Genomic DNA, 23,035 nt, shown 5'->3' on the forward strand with positions numbered 1-23,035 from the left:
TGTCGTTTTCGTTGGCGATCGATGAGATTTCTAGCTTCTTCTCCTAACCGTTGGGATTGTAATAAGATATTATCAGCAATTAAGTCTTCTCCTTCTGCCCTTAAAATAGCTGCTAAACGTTTAATTAAAGGAAGAATATCAGGAGACGGTTGTATGGTTTGACCTGTTTCTGATGCAAACGTTTGAGGATTAGCTGCAACGGAAATAACGTCTTGTTCGGGTATAAATGATTTAACTCTTTCTTTGAGTTTTTGGATGATTTGATTTTCTTCTTCTTCAGTGTAAAGATCCACTTTATTGAAAACTAATAGCGATCGCTTACCAATATCTACCAAAATTTGTAAGGGTTTATATTCTGATTGTCTTAAATCATTATCCACTACAAATAAAAGTAAATCCGCCTCAGTTGCCAATTGTCTGGCCAACTGTTCTCTTTCCGTTCCTTCTATTCCTGCTTCAAGGATACCAGGAGTATCGGTAATTAATATTTCTCTAGATAAACCTTTTAATTTGAGACAATAGGTTTCTCCTATTTTTGTGGTTCCCATCGTCGCTTGAACTTGACCGATAATTTCCCCTAATAAGGCATTAACTAAGGATGTTTTTCCTGCTGAACCTGTACCAAAAATAACAACTTTTAACTCCCCTCTCGTTAAATTTTCGGCAATTTCTTGAGAACGATTTAATAGGGCTTTTTGAGCCACTTTATCTTGAATCGTTTCCAGTTGTCGACGAATTGCATTTAAGTTTTCTTGAGCAGCTTCTGTTTTTTGTTCAGGTAATTTGAGGTTAGTATAACGCTTATTACGATGACGAGACGCTTTACGCGAAGAAAAGATATTAAAATAATAAATAAAGGCATAAATTAGCAGTCCTAATAGTCCCATAATTAGAAAAATGAGAAAATTAGCTAATAGGGGAGCCGTAAAAGAAATTGATATATAAAGTCGATAAATAGAGTTAATTAACCAGATAATTAATCCAATAATTACACTTAAGCCAAGAATTAAAATAATTAAACGAGGAAGGGGCATAAAATAAGACCGACTAATTTATAATTGATGAAGTTAGTTGCTTATTTAGTTTAAATCTCTTCTGATTTATCATTCTTTTTTATTATATAACAAGACTTAAGTTTTTTGTATCAATAAGGAATCTCGATGATAAATTCGGTAATATCAGATGAGGTATTTTGAAGGGTTAACGTTCCTCCATGAGTATCCACAATTTCACGGGTTAATGATAGTCCCAAACCTGTTCCTTGTTGAAGGGGTTTAGTGGAAAAGAAGGGACGAAAAATTTGGTTTTGAATATCTGAAGGAATGCCAATACCATTATCACGGATGTAGATTTTGATCTGATTTCCTAGATTTTCTGTTTTTAGCCACAGTTGAGGTCGATATTCAATATTACTTTCAATACATTGTTGTTTACGTTTTTGCAGGGCATAAAAAGCATTGTCAATTAAATTAATAAAGGCACGACTCATTTTCCCACTAATTAACATAATTGTGCCGATGGTTTGATCATAATCTTTATGTATTTGTATGTTACTGATATTATCCTCAGTATTCTTGCTTTTATAAACTAATTTTAAAGCTTGATCTAATAAGGCGTTCAAATAAGTCGGTTGTTTTTCTGTTCCATTACTTCTTGACTGGGATAACATATCTTTAATGACATTTTCTGCGCGTTGAGCATTATTTGTGATGGTTAAAGCATTTTCTCGAAGCTCTCCTATCAGTTCATTAATATAATCTACTGTTGTTTCGTTAAGGTCAGATCCATTATTTTCAATCTCTTCTGAGAGATCATCAAGTAACTCAACAGAACCTTCTCCATAGTTTTTGACAAAATTGAGGGGATTTCTTAATTCATGAACAATTCCTGCGGTTAAAGCCCCTATTGTTGCTAATTTTTCTTGGTAAATTAATTGTTGTTGCGTTTTATTTAGTCTTTCTAGGGCTTCGGTAAGTTGCTGATTTTTTTGCTCAACGGTTTTAGATAAGTAACGTAACTGTAGATGGGTATTGATCCTTGCTATAACTTCTTCTGTTTCAAAGGGTTTGGTAATATAGTCAACCGCTCCTAAGGATAAACCTCTGACCTTATCGATGGTATCTGAAAGGGCAGTCATAAAGATAATTGGAATATCTTTAGTTTCAGGGTTAGCTTTAAGTTGCTTACAAGTTTCAAAGCCGTCTATTTCTGGCATGAGAACATCTAATAAAATGAGTTCTGGGGGATCATTCGCTACCTGCTGTAAGGCCATTTTTCCATTAGTCGCCACAGCAATATCTAACCCTGCTTCGGTTAAAGTCGTAGCTAAAACTTTTAGATTTGTAGGCTTATCATCTACGATTAAAATGTGTTTTCTCGACAAGTCTAGAATCATGAGTGAACAAAATTAAGAAATGTTAGGGTTAATTAATGAGAAAGTGAAATCTTAAGAAAATCAATAAAATATTTTTTTAAATCTTTCTGCTCTTATTAAAATTTAGATTTTGATTTTCATGATGGTATTTATAATAAATGGTTTTTCTCAATTAGGTTAGAATACTTGTCACAGTTTATAGAGATTAGGATCACAGAAACAATGAATTTAAGCAATATAATCATAAAAAAATGAAAATGATTTCTATTTGAATTGTATCAAATTGCTAATTATTTTGGTTTTGAAAAAAGAGCAATATTCAGCAAATTTACCTAAAACATCTCGTTCAATCTTGCTAAAACTTATCAATAAAATCCAGATCAACCCTTAATTCTTGATTGATTAATGTTATTTTGTTGAGTTGACCGATCCATTTGATCCAACTTTTAAAAGTAAACTAATTTATCAGTGATAATACTGATAATTAAGAATAAATCTTTACAAAATGAGGAAAATTATGCTAAGTATTTTCGATTCTTTTATTACTTTATTATTTTAATAGAGTATTATAATTAAGATTAGGTTAAAATGACTTTTTAAAAACGGGTAAAATTATGACAAAAATGAAGACAGATTCTTCCTTAACTCCCAAAATCTTAGTCGTGGATGATGAAATAGAATTAGAGCGTTTAATTAAACAACGTTTTAGGAAAAAAATTCGTGCCAAAGAATTTGATTTTGTCTTTGTTCATAATGGAGCAGAAGCCATTGAACATTTAACCGAAGAAGATCAAATTGATGTAGTTTTAACAGACATCAATATGCCAGAAATAGATGGCTTAACCCTCCTTGATTTATTACCCGATATTAACCAAACCCTTAAAGCAGTGGTGGTTTCAGCCTATAGTGATCTGAGTAACATTAGAACTGCCATGAATCGTGGGGCTTTTGATTTTCTCACCAAACCTATTGACTTTCAAGATTTAGAAATTACTCTCAAAAAAACCTTACAATATGTTAGAAAAATCAAAGAAACCCAAGAAAAATTAGAAAAAGCTCGGCTAAATTAGAATACGATGCTTTTCACGACGCTTTAACCAATCTTCCCAACCGAGCTTGGTTTGTTAATTTACTCAAACGTAATATTCAGTTGTCTCAACGATATTCTCGTTATTCCTATGCAGTCTTATTTATTGATCTTGATCATTTTAAAGTTGTCAATGATAGTTTAGGTCATTCTGCTGGAGATGAATTGCTCAAACAAGTGGCTCAAACATTGCAAAATCATTTACGAGCTTCAGATACAGTCGCTCGTTTTGGCGGGGATGAATTTGCCATTTTACTCGAAGAAGTAGAAGATATTCATGAAGTGATTCAAGTGACGCAACGTATTCAAGAAGCCTTGTCAGCCCCCTTTGAGTTAAATAACTATGAAATTCGTCCAGGAGGTAGTATTGGCATTGCCCTGAGTGATAGTAATTATAAACATCCAGAAGAAATATTACGAGATGCGGATGCTGCCATGTATCGTGCCAAAGCAGGGGGAAAAAACCGTTATGTGGTCTTTGATCCAACCATGCAAGCCAGCGTTTTAGAAAGATTAGCCTTAGAAACCGATCTACGCAGAGGGTTAGATTCTAATGAACTGTGCCTTCACTACCAGCCTATTTTTTCCTTGGCGGGGGATCAATTACAAGTTAGTAGCTTTGAAGCTTTAGCACGGTGGCAACATCCTGAACATGGTTGGATTTCTCCTGCAAAGTTTATTCCCCTTGCCGAAGAAACGGGATTAATTTCTCCTTTGGGGTTATTTGTTTTACAAGAAGCCTGTGATCAACTTAGGGTTTGGCAAAGTGAATTTGCCCATAATCTTTCATTGTCTATCAATGTTAATTTATCGGCAATTCAACTTAAACAAGTTGATTTAGTGAAGCAAATTAAAACCGTGTTAAAGAATACGAATATTGATCCTCGTTATTTAAAGTTAGAAATTACAGAAAGTTGTTTATTACAAAAAAATGGATCATCAGTGGAATTATTACACAATCTTAAGGCTTTGGGGATTCAACTTTGCGTAGATGATTTTGGGGTGGGTTATTCATCTTTAAGTCGTTTACATGAGTTTCCCATTGATACTTTAAAGATTGATCGTTCTTTTCTCAGACGTACTGAAGAGGCAAAAAATTGGGAAACGGTTAAGTTAGTGATTGCTTTAGCTCATAGTTTAGGAATGACAGTGGTTGCAGAGGGTATCGAAACAGAAAAGCAATTAGAACAACTGAAAGTTTTAGGCTGTGAGTATGGTCAGGGATATTTATTTTCTCCCCCAGTTGATAACCAGGCAACAAAACAATTTTTTGAGTAAAATATCTTTCAACTTTTAAAACCCATTAACAATGGGTTTTAATCAAGCATTTCTGCTAAAAATAAAATATTCTTATGATTTAAACAACACAAATTTTAAGGTTAAAAGTTAAACTAAAGATAGACAATGAAAATACAAATAAATCAGTATGAGAGATCAACCAGTTACCTTAGAAGGTTATCAACTCATTGAAGAAATTTATAATAGTCCCCGAACCCTTATTTATAGAGGTATATCAGAAGCAGACAAAAAACCTGTTATTATTAAACTACTTCATCGAGACTTTCCTTCTTTTTCCGAATTAGTCAGATTTCGTCATCAATATACGATTACGAAACATCTCAATCTTTCAGGGATTGTCCGTCCCCTTCATTTACATCCCTATGGTAATGGTTTAGCAATGGTCATGGAAGATGAAGGATTAATCGCTTTAAAAGAATTTTGGAAACTAGAAAATAATAGTAACTTTTTAGCACAATTTTTAACCATTGCGATTCAACTAGCGAACATCCTCGATGACTTACATCAACAGAGAATTATTCACAAAGATATCAATCCTGCGAATATTTTAGTTCATCCTCAAAGCTTACAAATTAAACTCATTGATTTTAGTATTGCTTCTCAACTTCCTCAAGAATATATTCAACTACAACCTCCAACCAATTTAGAAGGAACTCTCGCTTATATTGCACCTGAACAAACAGGAAGAATGAACCGAGGGGTAGATTATCGCAGTGATTTTTATGCCTTGGGAGTGACCTTTTATGAGTTATTAACAGGGACGCTACCTTTTACTTCTCAAGACCCTGCTGAATTGGTTTATTCTCACTTAGCTAAATCCCCGATTCCTCCTCAGCAAATTAATAATTCTATTCCTAAAATTCTTAGCAATCTGATTCTAAAATTAATGTCAAAAAACCCAGAAGAACGTTATCAAACTGCCTTTGGGTTACGGTATGATTTAGAGAAAATTCAAGCAACCGAAAAAGAGATTAAACCCTTTACATTAGGCGCAAAAGATATCAGCGATCGCTTTATTATTTCTGAAAAATTGTATGGAAGAGAAACAGAAGTTAAAACTTTATTAGCTGCCTTTGACAGAATTACTCAATCTCAATCTTTTGCCAACATAGAATTAATGTTAGTGACAGGATTTTCTGGCATTGGAAAAACTGTCTTAGTCAATGAAATTCATAAGCCCATTTACGACAAAAGGGCTACTTTATTAAGGGAAAATATGAGCAATTGCAACGAAATATTCCTTTTTTTGCTTTAGTTCAAGCTCTAAAAAATTGGGTTGAACAATTAATGTCCCAAAGTCAACAACAATTAAAGCAGTGGAAACAGCAAATATTAGAAGCATTAGGAGATAATGGACAAGTTCTTATCGATTTAATCCCTGAATTAGAACAAATTATCGGTCAGCAACCTGAAGCGATAGAATTAGTGGGAACAGCAGCCGAAAACCGCTTAAATCTATTATTCCAAAACTTAATTAAAGTGATTGCTACAAATGAGCATCCTTTAGTCATGTTTTTAGACGATTTGCAATGGATAGATGCAGCATCATTAAAATTATTTAAACACTTAATGAGTGAGTCGAAAGACTGTCATTTATTGTTAATTGGGGCGTATCGAGATAATGAAGTGTCGAACCTTCATCCCTTAATGTTAGCCATAGAAGAGATAAAAAAAACTGAGATTACGATTAATACCATTATTTTAACTCCTTTATCCAAAACAGCGTTAAATCATCTCGTTGCTGACATCTTAAATTGTCCCAAACGAAAAGCTCAACCTTTAAGCAAATTAATTTATCAAATAACTCAAGGAAATCCCTTCTTTGCTACTCAATTATTAAAATCGTTTTATGAAGATGGATTGATTCAATTTAATTCATCGGAAAGAGGATGGGAAAGTAATTTAGCACAAATTAAACAGTTAACCACCAGTGATAATGTGGTGGACTTTATGGGCAAACAATTAGAAAAGTTACCTAAAGTCACTCAAAATATTTTAAAATCAGCTGCTTGTATTGGTAATCAATTTGAATTAAAAACCTTATCAATTATTAATCAAAAAACAGAACAAGAAACAGCTAACGATTTATGGATAGCTTTAGAAAAAGGGTTAATTTTGCCCATAACAGATACTTATAAATTTTATCAAGATCGAGAGGTGATTTCTCAAGAATCCATTATTACTTCTTCAGTTACCACTTATAAATTTAGACACGATCGCATTCAACAGGCTGCTTATCATCTTATCCCAGAGCATCAAAAAAAAGCTACTCATTTTCAGATTGGCCAGTGTTTATTAGTCAATCTTTCTTCTACTGAAATAGATAACCAAATCTTTGCCATTGTTAATCAATTAAATTATGAAATTTCTCTGATTACTGAATCTGAAGAACGACAACAATTAAAACAATTAAATTTTCAAGCAGCTTGTAAAGCAAAAGAGGCGACTGCCTATGAAACAGCCCTCAATTACTTGAATAAAGGACTAGAACTATTACCCAATAATGCTTGGGAAACCGAATATGATTTGACTAAAAAATTATATGAAGAAACAACAGAAGTTGCTTTTTTAAATAGTGATTTCCAGCAGATGGAGGCTTGTATTCAAATTGTTTTAGACCATACCAATACGGTTATGGAAAAAGCAAACGTTTATACTGTCAAATTGCAAGCCTATCAAATACAAGGACAACACAGTGAAGCGGTTATCCTAGGTCGTGAAATTTTGCAACAACTTGAGGTGTTCCTTCCTAATTCTGTCACCCCTTCAGAGATTTATCAACAAGTTGAAAATACCCTGGCAAGTTTAACAGATAGGGAAATTGAAGATTTACTCAACTTGCCCATGATGGACGATTCTAAAGCATCAACAGCAATGCAAATTATGGCGAGTCTTGTCCCTTCAGTTTATCATGCTGCTCCCTATTTATATCCCATTATTAGTTGTCAAGTAGTTTCTCTATGTTTTCAGTATGGAAATACTCTTTTATCAGCCCCAGGTTATGCGGATTTTGGCATTGTAGTTAGTGCCGTTTTAAATAAATTGGAAGAAGGTTATCAATTTGGACAGTTAGCATTAAAAATGCTGGAAAGATTACCCAGTAAAACTGTCCGAAGTATGACGATGTTTAAAGTAGCAGGATTTCTTAGCTGTCATAAAGAACCGATTAAAAATACCCTTACTGCTTTAAAGAAATCTTACGAATTAGGGTTAGAGACAGGTGATATTCTTCACGCCACTGCATCTTTACGTTTTAAATTACTTTATGCTTATATCATCGGCACAGAAAACTTATCAAAACTATCAGCAGAAATTCAAGATGATTACAATAAGATTATTGCCAATAATAGCTTTATTCGTTGGGGAGCGATTATCAGCCAATCAATTCATAATTTAACAGAATTACGGCAGCACAGTTCAATCCATTTAACAGGACAATATTGTCATGAAAAACAATTACTCCCTGCTCTGATTAAAGATAAAGATAACTTGTCAATTCATATCTTTTTTCTAAGTCAATTAATGCTTAGTTATTTATTGGGAAACCTATCAGAAGCGATTGACTATGCCCATCGAGCAGAAGAACATCTGAACGCAACAACAGGAATGTTATCTGTTCCCATATTTTACTACTATGATTCTTTATGTCGCTTAGCTCGTTATCAAACGACTGCAATATCTCGACAAAATGAATTACTACTAAAAGTCAATAAAAATCAAGAAAAATTGTATTATTATTGTCAATCTTCACCTATTAATTTCCAGCATAAATATAATTTAGTAGAAGCTGAAAAAAATAGAATTTTAGACAATAAAGCAGCAGCTATTGAATATTACGATCTTGCTATTACTGAAGCCAAAAATAATAATCATCTTCAACACGAAGCTTTAGCCAATGAATTAGCTGCCAAATTTTATTTAGACTGGGGGAAGGAAAAAATTGCTCAAGTTTATCTCATTGAAGCGTATGAAGGTTACAGTCGTTGGGGTGCTAAAGCCAAAGTTGAAGATTTAAAACAACGTTATCCTAATTTACTAAATCCTGTTTTTAAGAGCGATCGCTCAATTCTTGAATTCACCAACAACACCTTAACCTTAACCCCAACAGATAGTTTTCGGTTATTAGATTGGTCGGCTCTAATACAATCAGCACAAGCTATTTCCGAAGAACTTAATATTAACGTCTTAATCAAAAAATTAATTAACGTTATTTTAGAAAATTCAGGGAGTCAAAAATGTGCATTAATTTTAGCTAAAGATAATCAATTAACTCTAGAAGCATTAGGTTATGCTTCTGATGAAGAAATCACCTTATTTTCTTCTTTAAAAATTTCTAAAACTCAAGAAATACCCCATAGTATTATTAATACCGTTGCTAACCAAAAACAACCTCTAATTTTAGATGATACGAGCCATAAAATTAAGTTTACTTCCGATAATTATATTATTAATAACCAACCCAAATCCATCGCTTGTTTGCCAATTCTGAAACAAAATAAACTCTTAGGTATTCTGTATTTAGAAAATAATCTCACCCCCCATGCTTTTACCCCTAATCGATTAGAAACCATTAAATTTATTTGTTCTCAAGGTGCGATCGCCTTAGACAATGCTTACCTGTATCAAGAATTAGAACAAAGAGTTGCAGAACGAACTAAGAAACTTCAAATAAGTCAACAAGAACTCTCCGATTTAAAATATTCTATCGATCAATCAGCTATTGTTGCCATAACAGATACCCAAGGAAAGATTACCTATGCTAACGATCACTTCTGTGAAGTCTTCCAATACAACAGAGAAGAACTGATCGGACAAACCCATCATTTGGTCAATTCTGGTTATCATTCTCCCGCATTCTTTCAAGAACTTTGGACAACCATTGGTCAAGGGAAAGTTTGGAAAGGAGAAATTAAAAATCAGGCCAAAGATGGATCTCACTATTGGGTCGATACAGTGATTGTGCCATTTCTTGATGAAGCAGGAAAACCCTTCCAATATATGGCCATTCGCTTTGAAATCACGCAGCGTAAACAAGCGGAAATCGCCCTACAAGAAAGTGAAGCCCGTTTCCGAGTCTTTTTTGAACACGCAGCCGTAGGCATTGCCCTAGCGTCAATGACAGGACAGTTTATCACTGTCAATCAAAAATTCTGTGACATTTTAGACTATCAAGAATCGGAATTGCGTGGCAAAACCTTCCAAGAAATTACCTATCCCGACGATTTACCCGACACTAAAACCTATGCACAGCAGTTAGTTAGCGGGGAAGTTAATGCTTATAGCGTTGAAAAACGCTATGTCAAACGGGATGGACAAATAACGTGGTCTAATACAACCGCTTCCTTAGTCCGAGATGCAACAGGAACCCCTCAATATTTTGTGGGGGTCATTGAAGATATAGAACAACGAAAAATTGCCGAACAAAAACTACAAGCCAGTGAACGCCGATATGCCACCTTAACAGAATTATCCCCCACAGGTATTTTTCGTACCGACCCCCAAGGAAATTGTTGTTACGTCAATACTCGTTGGTGCGAGATGGCGGGACTGACCCCAGAAGATGCCCAAGGACAGGGATGGGTAAACGCATTGCATCCCGATGACCGAGAACGGATGATGCAGGAATGGGATCAAGCAGCCCAAAACCGACAAATGCCTTTTAACACTGACTGTCGCTTTCAGAAGCCTGATGGAACGGTGATTTGGTTAGTGGTACAAGCAACGGAAGAAACCGACCATCAAGGTAACGTTACAGGGTATGTGGGAAGTATCACCGATATTAGCGATCGCAAACAAAAAGAAATCGCCCTACAAGAAAGTGAAGAACGCTTTCGTCAAGCCTTTGACTATGCCTCTATTGGTATGGGGTTAGTGTCGCCAGAAGGACAATGGTTAAAAGTGAATTCTAGTTTATGTGAGATTATTGGTTATTCCGAAGCAGAATTGCTCAATACTACTTTTCAAGACATTACCCATCCCGATGACTTAGACATCGATCTTAATTTCGTCAGACAGATGCTGGCTGGGGAAATTGTTACCTACAAGATGGAGAAGCGATACATTCATAAACAGGGAGATATTATCTGGATTTTGTTAAATGTTTCTCTCGTGCGAGATCATCAAGGAGAACCCCTCTATTTTATCTCTCAAATTCAGGATATCAGCGATCGCAAAGCTGCCGAACAAGCCCTACAAGACAGTGAACAATATGTTCGTACCCTCTTTGAAACTTCTCCCATTGGTCTATTGCTATGTCGCATGGATGGCAATTTTGTGGAACTTAACCCTGCCTTTGCTGCCATCATTGGTTATAGCCTGGCAGAAACCCAGCAATTAAGTTATTGGCAGATAACTCCAGAAAGCTACAGCGAACAGGAGCAAGTGATGCTCAAGCAGTTAGAAGAAACAGGGTATTATGGTCCTTATGAAAAAGAATACATTCATAAAGAGGGTTATTTAGTACCAGTACGTCTTTCTGGACGCATTATTGAACGTCATGGAGAGAAATTTATCTGGTCAAGTATTGAAGATATTACAGATCGCAAAACCGCCGAAAAACAATTACAGGACAGTGAAACCCGTTATCGCGGAATTGTACAAGATCAGACAGAATTTATTTCCCGTTTCCTCCCTGATGGGACAATTCTTTTTGTCAATGAAGCTTTTTGTCGTTATTTTGGAGTCAACGCTTCAGATATCATCGGTCAAAACTATCAACCCGTGATTTATGAACCCGACCGAGAACGGGTCATGCAACAAGTTAGCACTTTAAGCCCAGACAATCCCATTACCATTATTGAAAATCGGATCATCGTTAACGGTGAAATTCGTTGGACTCAATGGGTTAATCGCATCCTGTTTGACGATACAGGTAACTTCCTTGAGTATCAATCCGTTGGGCGAGATATTCAAGCCCGTAAAGAAGCAGAAATTGCGCTGCAACAATTGAACGAAGAACTAGAACAGCGTGTTTACGAACGTACCGAGGAATTAGCCCGATCTGAACAGGATTTACGCGCTATTTTTAACAATGTTTACGATGCCCTCTTTATCTATGATGGGGATGGGACACTCCTGGATGTAAATCATCGCGCCTTAGAATTACATGGTGTCACGCGAGAACAACTTCTCGCAGCTACGATGAATGATTTCAGGACTTCTAATAACGCCCTCGAACTCATTCCTGAATACTTAGAACGGTTACAACAGGGAGAAACAGTACAGTTTGAATGGGAAGGAAGACGGTTAGGCGATCGCACTTTATTCGATGCCGAAATATCCATGCGATCCCTCGCCCTCGGTAATCGTCCCGTGATTCTAGTCGGTGTCCGAGACATTAGCCAAAAGCAAGCAGCCTTCCGCGAACGTCAACAGGCACAAATCGCCTTACAAGAATCTCAAAGGTTCCTACAAACTGTTTTAGACACTTTCCCTCTCAACGTATTTTGGAAGGATCGTCAATCGAGATTTTTGGGGTGTAACCGTACATTTATGTTAGGGGCTGAGTTAGCTTCCCCTGAAGAAATTATCGGCAAAACTGACTACGATATGCCTTGGGCTTCAACAGAAGCGGATTTATATCGTGCTGATGATCGGCAAGTGATGGATTCTGGTCAAGCCAAATTAGGGATTATTGAGCCTCAATTAACGGCAGATGGTTCAACTATCTGGCTCGAAACCAATAAACTGCCCTTGCGTAACCTAGAAGGGGAAGTGATTGGTGTATTGGGAACCTATCAGGATATCAGCGATCGCAAACGCGCTGAAGCACAACTAGCCCAACAAGAACAATTTCTCCGCAGCATTTATGAAGGGGCAGAAATGCCAATTTTCGTCGTTGAAGTTCTTCCTGATAACCAATTCCGTTATGCAGGTTGGAATCTTGCCAGTGAGAAAATGTCAGGCTTGCGGGCTGTTGATGTGTTAGGGAAACACCCCGTCGAAGTTCTGGGAGAAGAAATAGGACAGCATTTTTGCCAAAATTATTGTCGTTGTTTGGAGACAGGGAAAGCCATCCAGTATGAAGAACATCTTGATTTACCCAATGGGGTCGTTTGGACGCTGACCACCTTAAATCCCTTGAAAAATTCAGAAGGGAATATTTACCGCATTGTTGGTACGGCCGTGGATATTAGCGATCGCAAAGAAGCTGAACAAGCATTAGAAGAATCTCGCAATATGTTTAAACTGGTGCTAGACACCATTCCTCAACGGGTCTTTTGGAAAGATCGCCAATCGAGATTTTTAGGCTGTAATCCCGCGTTTGCCAATGACTACCAACTGACCCATGCAGATATTGTTGGTAAAACTGATCTAGAATTACCCTGGGCAAAATGGGGCGATCTCTATCGCGCTGATGATGCCAGGGTGATGAATACACGCACCCCTCAATTAAATTATGAGGAGCCAACCAACAATTTAGCGGGTGAAAATATATGGATACGTAGTAGTAAAATTCCTTTAACCAATACCCAGGGAGAAGTGGTCGGGGTACTAGGTTGTTATGATGATGTCACCGAACGCAAACAAGCCGAGCAAGCCCTCGAAGAAAGTGAAGAACGCCTACGCTTAGCCCTCAAATCAGCCAATCAAGGACTTTATGATCTTAATTTAACCACAGGGAAAGCCATTGTTAGTGCTGAATATGCCACCATGTTAGGTTATGATCCCGCTACATTTGAAGAAACTAATGGGAAGTGGATTGAACGGTTACATCCCGATGATGTAGAAAGAGTGACCAATGTTTATTTAAACTATGTTGCAGGAACGATCACTGATTACCGAGTGGAATTCCGCCAACAAACTCAACAGGGTAAGTGGAAATGGATTTTATCCGTTGGCAAAATCGTTGCTTGGGATGAGTCAGGACAACCGTTGCGGATGTTAGGAACCCATACCGATATTAGCGATCGCAAGTCAATTGAAGAACAGCTAATAAAACGGGAAGAACAGTTGCGTGCAGCGTTAGATGCCTCTGAAACAGGGACGTTTCGCTGGTATATCGCTACGAAGCAGTTGGAATGGGATGATAACCTGAACCGTTTATTTGGCCTGCCTCTGGGAGCAACAGCCCATGAGTTGGATGAATTTATCACTTTAGTCCATCCTGATGATCGTCAGACGGTCATTGACGCTTGTAATCGTTCTCTACAAGAAGGGGTAGATTTTGAAGAAGAGTTTCGGGTCGTTTGGCCCGATGGCAGCATTCATTGGCTTTTTGATAAGGGTAAACTGTTCTGCGATCAGCAGGGTAATCCCTGTTACATGGCGGGGGCTTGTGTTGATATTACTCAACGCAAACAAACGGAACAAGAACTACAAGAAAGCAATATCATTTTGCGCTCAGTGATTGAAAGTACCCCTGATGTGGTTTTTGTTAAAGACTTACAAGGACGAATTGTGGTTGGCAATTCAACCTTTGCCGAAGTGTTTAATCAGCCTATTGAAACCCTTCTCGGAAAGAATAACGATGAGCGTTGGAGTCCTGATATTGCAGCCTACTTAAAAGAAAACGATCAGCGAATTATACAATTGGGTAGGTCAGAAACCTTTGAAGAAACCCTTCCTCATCCCCAAGGAATGCGAACCTATCTCACCACGAAAAGTCCTTGGTATGATCCTCAAGGTCAAATTATTGGTGTCATTGGTATTGCTAGAGATATCAGCGATCGCAAAGCAGCCGAAGCAGCTTTAAAGCGATCTGAACAGGATTTGCGGACTCTTTTCAACAACAGTTACGATGCCCTATTCATCCACGATTTAGACGGTCGTTTCCTCGATATTAATGATCGGGTTGTGGAACTACTAGGCACAAGTCGGGAAAACATCCTGGCTAGGTCCGTGGCTGATTTTGCTGCCGAGGAAGCACCTATTGACCAGTTAGCAGAAATCTTTAACAATGTCGCACAAGGGAAATCTCTGCGATTTGAATGGAAAGGCAAACGGTTTGATGATAATTCAACGTTTGATGCAGAAGTTGCTCTACGCAAAGTTTCGTTAGGAGAAAAAGATGTCATTTTAGCTGGGGTACGAGATATTAGCGATCGCAAAGCAGCAGAAAAAGCGTTACGTCAAAGTGAAGAATATAATCGTACCTTGTTTGAAACCTCTACCATTGGCTTAGTTCTCTGTCGCATGGATGGAACCCTTGTGGATGTTAATCCCGCCTATGCAGCTATTTTGGGTCGCACAGTGGAAGAAACCCTTAATTTAACCTATTGGGAAATCACTCCTGAAACATACGCTGAGGCTGAAGCAGCCCAGTTAGAAAGTATGGCCAAAACGGGACGATATGCCTTTGAAAAAGAATATATTCGCAAAGATGGTTCTTTGGTTCCTGTGGCTTTATCGGGGTTAATCGTAGAAAGAAATGGAGAACAGTATATCTGGTCGTGTGTAGAGGATATTAGCCAACGTAAACAAGCTGAAGTTGCGCTGAAGGAGGCCAATAACCAACTAGAACAAAGAGTGTTAGAACGTACCGCCCAATTGCAACAGGCCAAAGAACTAGCTGAAGAAGCTAACCAAGCCAAAAGTGCTTTTTTAGCCAATATGAGCCATGAATTGCGGACTCCACTCAACGGCATCATGGGTTATGCCCAAATTTTACAACGTTCCCCTCAATTATCCTCAGATCACAAAAGTAATATTCAAGTCATTTATCAATGTGGTTCTCATTTACTGACCTTAATTGAAGATATTTTAGATATTTCTAAAATTGAAGCAGGCAGAATGGAACTTTATTGCCAAGAATTTCCTCTCAATAGTTTTTTACAAGGAGTAGTGGAAATTTGTCGAATCAAAGCGGAACAAAAATCTCTGACTTTTACTTATGAAAGACCTTCGTCTTTACCAACAGTTATTAATACGGATCAAAAGCGGTTAAGACAAGTTTTACTCAATTTACTGGGCAATGCTATTAAATTTACTTCCTTAGGAAGTATCAAGTTTCGAGTTAGTTTCACAAGCTCACGAACTAATCATAACGGCTTTTTACAGTTTGAAATTGAAGATACTGGAGTTGGTATTTCTGCCGAACAACTCGATAGAATTTTTCTACCTTTTGAACAAGTTGGCTCTCTTTCTCAAAAGGCAGAAGGGACAGGATTAGGCTTAGCTATTAGTCAAAAACTGCTACAAATGATGGGGACTCAATTAACGGTTGAAAGTACCTTGGGAGTGGGTAGTATTTTTTCCTTTATTCTTCCCATTGCTTCATGGAGTCAAAATCAAACAATGACTGTAGAAACAGTTCCTCAATCTTCTGCAATTGTTGGTTATGAAGGGGAAAATAAAAAAATATTAGTGGTAGATGATCTGGCTGATAATCGGGCTGTGATCGTTAGTTTATTAGAACTTTTAGGATTTATTTGTGAAGAAGCCAGTAATGGAAAAGAAGGATTAAACAAAGTAATTGAGTGGCAACCTGATCTGATCATTGTTGATTTAATTATGCCAGAAATGAATGGTTGGGAAATGGTTAAACAGCTACGTCAATTACCTCAAGGACAAGATATTGTTGTGATTTCTTCTTCTGCTAATGTTTCTCAGAGCGATCGCCAAAAGTGTCAAGCGGTGGGGTGTGATGATTTTCTTCCTAAACCCATAGAAGCAGAAACGATGTTTCAACAGTTACAAATGCACCTAAATTTACAATGGATTTATGAGTCAAGTCCCGAAGCAAAATCGACTTCAGAATTAATTGTGCCTCCTGTTGAAATTATTAATCAACTGACTGATTTGGTCAATAAAGGACGGATTCTAGTTATTGCTGAAGTAGCCCAGCAATTAAAACAGCAAGATCCACAATGGACAGTCTTTGCTGAGCGTCTCACTGAATTAGCAGAAGCATTTGACCTTGAACAAATTCGTCGATTTTTAGCTCAATATTCGTCTTAAATTTTGAAGCAACTTAATATGATTTCAGGATAACTTTTTTATTAGATAATAAGCCTCGAACAATGATTATAAGAAACAAGATTATTTATGGATACGCAATTGTTTTAGGGATTTGTTTTGCTGAAACATTAATCGGACTTATGGTTGGCAACCATTATCAACAGCAAGCTTTAGAGTATAGAAAAGTTGCTTCCACAGAACGCAAACTCTTAGGAACTTTACAAGTTGATATCTTATATAATCGACCAGCAAAGCAGTTATCGCCCTATCTCAAACAACCCGAAATCTTTGACCAAGAGATGACTGCTTTAATGAGACGGGTTGAGCAAATTCGTCTTTTACTTGTTACATATAATAATTCAGGAAAACCAACTAAACTTGAAGGTTTGCAGGAGGCTTTAAAGCAATACGAAATCATCGTTACTCAATTTGCTCAAAAACTTACAAAATTCTCTAACCAAGTACAGCCTCTAACCACTACTCCAGAAAAAAATCGAGAGGCGGAAGAATTATTAGTCGAATTAGTCAAGAGTCCAGAATTCGTTGCCTTTATTGAATTTCCCGATCATCTAGAAAAATTTTATCACCAGGCTCAACAACAAGAAGAAAACGCTGAAGTTGAGCTTGAGAAAGCAGAAAACCTCCGCACCCAAATTATCATAGTGGGATTGAGTTTATCAATTGCTATTGCGATAATTCTGGCTATTTACACTAGCCAAACTATTGCCAGTCCCATTCAAACCTTAACTGAAATAGCAAAAACGGTAACCCAAGAATCTAATTTTGACCGACAAGCTAACATTAAAACGAAGGATGAAGTTGAGGTATTAGCGGACTCCTTCAATCAATTGTTGCGACGCATGAAAGAACTATTGCAAGAAAAACAGGAGTATACTGAGCAGTTAGAAAAAGCTAAAAAAATGGCCGATGAGGCGAACCAAGCCAAAAGCGACTTTCTCTCTAACATTAGCCATGAGTTGCGGACTCCCCTTAATGGTATTCTCGGCTACGCTCAAATACTAGAGCGCAATAGTAACCTAACCCCTTTACAAACTGATGGCTTAAGGATTATTCATAACAGTGGCAATCATCTATTGACTTTAATTAATGATCTTCTTGACCTATCTAAAATTGAAGCTCGGAAATTAGATTTGTATCCTACAGATATAGATTTTCATACTTTCTTAAATACGGTTGTAGAGATGATTCATACTAAGGCAAGACAAAAAGATATTGTCTTAGTCTATTTACCTGACCCAAATTTACCCAAAGCGGTTCAAGTTGACGAGAAACGATTACGTCAAATTCTTCTGAACCTCTTAGGCAATGGAGTTAAATTTACGGATCAGGGTAAGGTAATATTTAAAGTTCAAGTAACTCCCTTATCTTTAACGATTAATCAAACATTTCGTTTTGAAATTATTGATACAGGTGTAGGTATTAATGAAGAATATTTAGAAACAGTATTTAAACCTTTTGAACAAGTAGGAAATGTTCAACATCGTTCAGAAGGGACAGGTTTAGGCTTAGCTATCAGTAAGCAACTCATTGAGTTAATGGGGGGAGAATTAAAGGTTGAAAGTAAAGTAAATCAAGGATCAAAATTCTGGTTTGATATTGCCTTACCAGTGATAAAAACTAACTTAAAATTTCAATCTGATTTTTTAGAGACTATCAAAGGTTATCGAGGAAAAAAACGAAAAATTCTTATAGCAGATGATAATATTGATAATTGCTTAATCTTACAATATCTTCTTGAACCTATAGGGTTTGAAGTTATAATGGCTTACAATGGTCAACAAGAAGTAGACCTTGCTCAACAAATAAGCCCTGACTTGATTTTAACTGATATTATTATGCCTCTGAAAAGTGGCATAGAAGCCATTCAAGAAATACGAAAAATACCAGAACTTAAATGTATTCCAATTATTGCTCTTTCAGCTAGTGTTTCTAAGATGCAACAGCACGAAAGTTTAGAAGCAGGTTGTAACGAGTTTTTACCTAAACCTGTAGATACTAGATTATTATTATCTAACCTTCAAAAATATCTTCAATTGGAATGGATTTATGAGTCAATATTTAAGCCAGAAGAAACTTTAGAATTAATTGCTCCTCCTGTTGAAATCATTAATCAAATCACTGATCTAGTTAATAAAGGACGAATTTTAGCCATTGCTAAAGTTGCTCAACAATTAAAACACCAAGCTCCACAATGGGCTGTGTTTGCCGATCATCTCAATGAGTTAGCTGAAGCGTTTGATCTTGACGCAATTCGCAAATTTTTGAGTCAATTTTACCTGTGAAATTTTCGGAATGAGAAACTCCTTGCCAAAACTTACCGATTTCTGATATCGAAGTGACGTTAAATTAACTAAATAGGCTTTTGTTGCGATCGCCCTCTTGACAAATTACCCTAGTTCGAGTAATAAATAGAGTAAAGGAAAGTCAGCCTAGTTTCTTGATTCCCAAAATGGGAAGTTAAGAAAGCGGGGGAACCAACTTAGGGGGCGCATTTCTAGGGAAAAGCCATCTAGAAAGGGATAACTCTCAATCCTAGCCCGTCAGCTAACCTCGTCGGCAATGAGAGAGGACTGAAAAATCAGCATTTTGACCAACGGTCAGAGCAGGCTCCGTCGTTGTAAGGCGGAGTAATCTCTGACAAAATGCCTTGATTTCATTCAGTGACTCTGAGTTTGACGCTACTTTAACTTAGATTGTTGTTTTGAAATTGAGGCTAAAGGTATGAGAAGCACATAACAAAAAGAACTTAAAAACAAAATATAGGCATTTTTTAGCGATAGATAGCTGAAACCTATTTTGGTAGCTATTTAGCAAAAGAAATGGACTCAAACCACTAGGGGCGAACTGATGTTCGCCCTTAAAAAATAGGGTTATCAATAAAAATAAAGGATTAGTGAATGAAATTAAGATTTTCTGAGGATATTGAAACTTTACTTCATTGTTTGCTCCTGCATCCTCTGACTGTAAGAGAAATTCTCCTACAAACGTCAGAACGAGGTTTTTGTTTAACCATCAGTTTGCTGGTGTTACCGTTTTTATTTCCCATACCTCCTGGCTTTTCTAGCATTTTGGGGGGAGGTTGTTTACTGTTATCCCTGCAAATGGGTTTGGGACGGCGATCGCCTTGGCTACCCAAATTCGTGGCTAAATTCCAATTTCCTAGAAATTTTACAGCACAATTACTCAAAAATTTGAATAAAGTAACAAAAAACCTAGAAAAAGTCTGCTGTCCTCGCTTTTTCACCGTCGCTAACCATCCCCTTGTCTGGCGAAGCAATGGCTTCTGTATGGCCTGGTTAGCCCTATTACTGATGTTACCTATTCCCTTTACAAACCCTCTACCCACCATCGCTATTTTGATTTTAGCCGTGGCTACCCTCGAAAAAGACGGGCTTTTAATGTGTGTCGGTTATGGTTTAACCCTAGTAAATACCCTATTTTTTGGTTCTCTGGCTTATCTAGCTTGGCAAGATCCCCAATTTTTACCCAAAATCTTTCAATAATACTCTTAAATTAACTTCTATGACCTTTCCTACCACCTCGACTCCCTTATCTCCTGTTTTTCCCGAACTCAGTGACTCATGGCAGACCCTGTCTGTCGAAGTATCCCTAGAAAAATTACAAAGTGATGCTGACAAAGGGTTAAACCAGCAACAAATCCAACAACGTCAACAATACTTCGGTCCGAATGAACTCAAAGAAATGAGTGGCCGTTCCCTTTTAAAAATTTTATGGGAACAATTCACCAATATCATGCTGGTGATGTTGATGGCTGTCGCTTTAATTTCTGCTGTTCTCGATCTACGCAAAGGAGAATTCCCTAAAGATGCGGTGGCTATCTTTGCTATTGTTATCCTTAACGGATTATTAGGCTATTTTCAAGAAAGTCAAGCAGAAAAAGCTCTAGCAGCCTTGAAACGATTATCCTCTCCTAATGTACGAGTTATTCGTGCCAGTGAAATAGAAGAAATTTCAGCCACCGAACTCGTTCCAGGGGACATTATGTTATTGGAGGCTGGTGTCTCTATTGCAGCTGATGGCCGTTTAATCGAAAGCCAAAACCTACAAATTCGTGAATCTGCCTTAACCGGAGAAGCGGAAACCGTCAATAAACAAGCTAATATCATTTTAGGGGAAGGGGTTCCTTTAGGCGATCGCATCAATTTAGTGTTTCAAGGGACGGAAGTGGTTCAGGGACGGGGCAAAGTGCTAGTGACTCGCACTGGTATGGACACAGAGATCGGTCACATTGCTACCCTTATCCAAGGTGTTGAAGCAGAAGATACCCCCCTGCAACGAAGAATGTCCCAACTTGGCAATGTCTTAGTTAGTAGTTCTCTGGTGTTAGTGGTTTTAGTGGTATTTGTGGGGGTTTTGCGCTCAGGATGGCAAAATTTTGAAGAATTATTAGAGGTTTCCTTGAGTATGGCGGTGGCAGTGGTTCCCGAAGGGTTGCCGGCGGTAGTAACCGTAACCTTAGCCATTGGGACTCAGCGCATGGTACGTCGTCACGCTTTAATTCGTAAATTGCCGGCGGTGGAAACCTTGGGGTCCGTTACTACCATTTGTTCCGATAAAACTGGAACCCTAACCCAAAATAAAATGGTGGTTCAAAAGATTCATACAGGAACCGATACCTACGAAGTCACTGGGGAAGGATATGCCCCGCAAGGAGATTTTATCGTCCAGGATAGTGATGAGTATGAAATCAATACAGAATTAGAACAATTATTACGGGCTTGTGTGTTATGCAATGATGCTTTACTGCACAAAAAAGGTAAAAACTGGGAAATTTTAGGCGATCCCACTGAAGGGGCGTTATTGACCTTAGCCGGTAAAGGGGGATTTTATCGCGAAGATTTATGGTTAGAGATGCCCCGAATTGCTGAAATTCCCTTTTCTTCCGAACGCAAACGAATGTCAGTGGTGGTTCAGACGTTTCAAGAGAAAGGAGGAAACTCCTATGTTATGTATAGCAAGGGTTCCCCAGAAATTATTTTAGAACGATGCACCAAGGTTTATCGAAACAATCAAGCGGTTTCTCTAAATGGTGAACAACGAAAGCAAATTTTAGCCCAAAACGATCAATGGGCTGCCCAAGGATTACGGGTGTTAGGGTTAGGGATAAAACCCTTAGAGGAGATTCCCGAAGATAATGATTCAGAAAAAGCAGAAAACGAGCTAATTTGGTTGGGATTAGTGGCCATGATTGATGCCCCACGAAAAGAAGTTAAACAAGCGGTGTTAAATTGCCGTCAAGCTGGTATTCGCCCCGTTATGATTACAGGAGATCATCCCTTAACTGCCCAAGCGATCGCCACTGAGTTAGGTATTTCCCAACCCCATGATTCCATTGTCACAGGCCAAGAGTTACAGGCAATGAATACACTTGAACTGAGAAAAATTGTCTCAGACGTAAGTGTTTATGCTCGTGTTGCCCCGGAACATAAATTGCAAATTGTTCAGGCCTTGCAACACCAAGGGGAGTTTGTGGCCATGACAGGGGACGGGGTGAATGATGCTCCGGCACTCAAACAAGCAGATATTGGCATCGCGATGGGGATCACTGGAACCGATGTCAGTAAAGAGGCCAGCGATGCGATTTTACTGGATGATAACTTTGCTACCATTGTCGCTGCGACAGAAGAGGGACGGGTGGTTTACGACAATATTCGTCGCTTCATCAAATACATTTTAGGCAGTAATATCGGCGAAGTTTTGGTTATTGCTGCAGCCCCCCTCATTGGGTTGGGTGGAGTTCCCCTATCGCCGTTACAAATTCTCTGGATGAACCTTGTTACCGATGGTTTACCCGCTTTAGCCTTAGCCATGGAACCAGCAGAACCCAACGTGATGCAGCGTCCTCCTTATAGTCCCCGTGAAAGCATTTTTTCGAGGGGTTTGGGCTTATATATGGTGAGAATTGGGGTTATTTTTGCTATTTTGACGATTATTTTAATGGTATGGGCTTATGATCACGCTCATCAATCTGGTGATCCTAATCGCTGGAAAACTATGGTATTTACTACTTTGTGTTTAGCCCAGATGGGCCACGGGTTGGCAGTGCGATCGGATAGTCAGTTAACCATTAATCTCAATCCTTTTTCTAATCCCTACATTTTAGGGGCAGTCACTTTAACCACCTCTTTACAAATTTTGTTGATTTATGTTCCTCCGTTACAACAGTTTTTTGGCACTCATGTTTTGAGTTTTTCTGAATTGTTAATCTGTTTTGGATTTAGTGCGTTAATGTTTGTTTGGATTGAGCTAGAAAAGTTAGTTTCTCGGTGGTTTTTATCGAAAAAATCAAAGTCTAAATCTAACTTCAACCGCATTTAAACCAGGCTTTCTAAAAT

General features: G+C 37.7%; 9 protein-coding genes and 1 riboswitch. Of the genes, 7 read left to right on the forward strand and 2 right to left on the reverse strand.

Annotation, left to right across the window (positions count from 1 at the left end; genetic code table 11):
* Together CY0110_RS13480 and CY0110_RS13485 are read right to left on the reverse strand one after the other, a co-directional pair.
* Window positions 1-1,034 (reverse strand): Era-like GTP-binding protein (locus tag CY0110_RS13480; protein ID WP_008276000.1); only part of this gene is annotated, 1,034 nt, incomplete at its 3' end.
* 110 nt (window positions 1,035-1,144) lie between these two features.
* The gene (locus CY0110_RS13485; RefSeq protein WP_008276001.1) at window positions 1,145-2,395 is read right to left on the reverse strand and encodes a sensor histidine kinase; all 1,251 of its coding nucleotides are present in this window, start codon (window positions 2,393-2,395) and stop codon (window positions 1,145-1,147) included.
* A 593-nt stretch (window positions 2,396-2,988) separates the two neighbouring features.
* Here CY0110_RS13485 and CY0110_RS29280 point away from each other — a divergent pair.
* The 7 genes from CY0110_RS29280 to CY0110_RS13515 all read left to right on the forward strand — a co-directional run bounded on the left by CY0110_RS29280 (window position 2,989) and on the right by CY0110_RS13515 (window position 23,018).
* A complete protein-coding gene (locus CY0110_RS29280) occupies window positions 2,989-3,444 on the forward strand; it encodes a response regulator (protein WP_008276002.1) in 456 nt (151 codons plus the stop codon).
* Window positions 3,420-4,739, forward strand: coding sequence for a putative bifunctional diguanylate cyclase/phosphodiesterase (locus CY0110_RS13495; RefSeq protein WP_157464576.1), 1,320 nt, complete (start codon window positions 3,420-3,422; stop codon window positions 4,737-4,739). Before CY0110_RS29280 ends, CY0110_RS13495 begins: the two co-directional genes overlap by 25 nt.
* A gap of 148 nt (window positions 4,740-4,887) precedes the next feature.
* The gene (locus CY0110_RS31400; RefSeq protein WP_008276004.1) at window positions 4,888-6,015 is read left to right on the forward strand and encodes a serine/threonine-protein kinase; all 1,128 of its coding nucleotides are present in this window, start codon (window positions 4,888-4,890) and stop codon (window positions 6,013-6,015) included.
* The gene (locus CY0110_RS29955; RefSeq protein WP_008276005.1) at window positions 5,985-16,658 is read left to right on the forward strand and encodes a PAS domain S-box protein; all 10,674 of its coding nucleotides are present in this window, start codon (window positions 5,985-5,987) and stop codon (window positions 16,656-16,658) included. The genes CY0110_RS31400 and CY0110_RS29955 overlap by 31 nt, the downstream gene beginning before the upstream one ends.
* A 62-nt stretch (window positions 16,659-16,720) precedes the next feature.
* Window positions 16,721-18,961 (forward strand): ATP-binding protein, encoded by a 2,241-nt coding sequence (locus CY0110_RS13505; protein WP_008276006.1) that lies wholly within the window; start codon window positions 16,721-16,723, stop codon window positions 18,959-18,961.
* Window positions 18,962-19,095: 134 nt separating this feature from the next.
* A riboswitch (cyclic di-AMP (ydaO/yuaA leader) is annotated at window positions 19,096-19,252 on the forward strand.
* Between the two features lie 324 nt (window positions 19,253-19,576).
* The gene (locus CY0110_RS13510) at window positions 19,577-20,182 is read left to right on the forward strand and encodes an exopolysaccharide biosynthesis protein (protein ID WP_008276007.1); all 606 of its coding nucleotides are present in this window, start codon (window positions 19,577-19,579) and stop codon (window positions 20,180-20,182) included.
* Between the two features lie 19 nt (window positions 20,183-20,201).
* Window positions 20,202-23,018 carry a cation-translocating P-type ATPase gene (locus CY0110_RS13515; RefSeq protein WP_008276008.1) on the forward strand — a complete coding sequence of 939 codons (2,817 nt, stop codon included), beginning with the start codon at window positions 20,202-20,204 and terminating at the stop codon, window positions 23,016-23,018.
* The last annotated feature ends 17 nt before the right edge of the window (window positions 23,019-23,035 follow it).

The sequence above is a fragment of the Crocosphaera chwakensis CCY0110 genome (assembly GCF_000169335.1).
Classification (GTDB): Bacteria; Cyanobacteriota; Cyanobacteriia; order Cyanobacteriales; family Microcystaceae; genus Crocosphaera; species Crocosphaera chwakensis.

Coding starts and splice junctions, on each gene's coding strand:
- CY0110_RS13485 (WP_008276001.1), bottom strand. CDS start 2,395: ATGATTCTAGACTTGTCGAGAAAACACATTTTAATCGTAGATGATAAG.
- CY0110_RS29280 (WP_008276002.1), top strand. CDS start 2,989: ATGACAAAAATGAAGACAGATTCTTCCTTAACTCCCAAAATCTTAGTC.
- CY0110_RS31400 (WP_008276004.1), top strand. CDS start 4,888: ATGAGAGATCAACCAGTTACCTTAGAAGGTTATCAACTCATTGAAGAA.
- CY0110_RS13505 (WP_008276006.1), top strand. CDS start 16,721: ATGATTATAAGAAACAAGATTATTTATGGATACGCAATTGTTTTAGGG.
- CY0110_RS13510 (WP_008276007.1), top strand. CDS start 19,577: ATGAAATTAAGATTTTCTGAGGATATTGAAACTTTACTTCATTGTTTG.
- CY0110_RS13515 (WP_008276008.1), top strand. CDS start 20,202: ATGACCTTTCCTACCACCTCGACTCCCTTATCTCCTGTTTTTCCCGAA.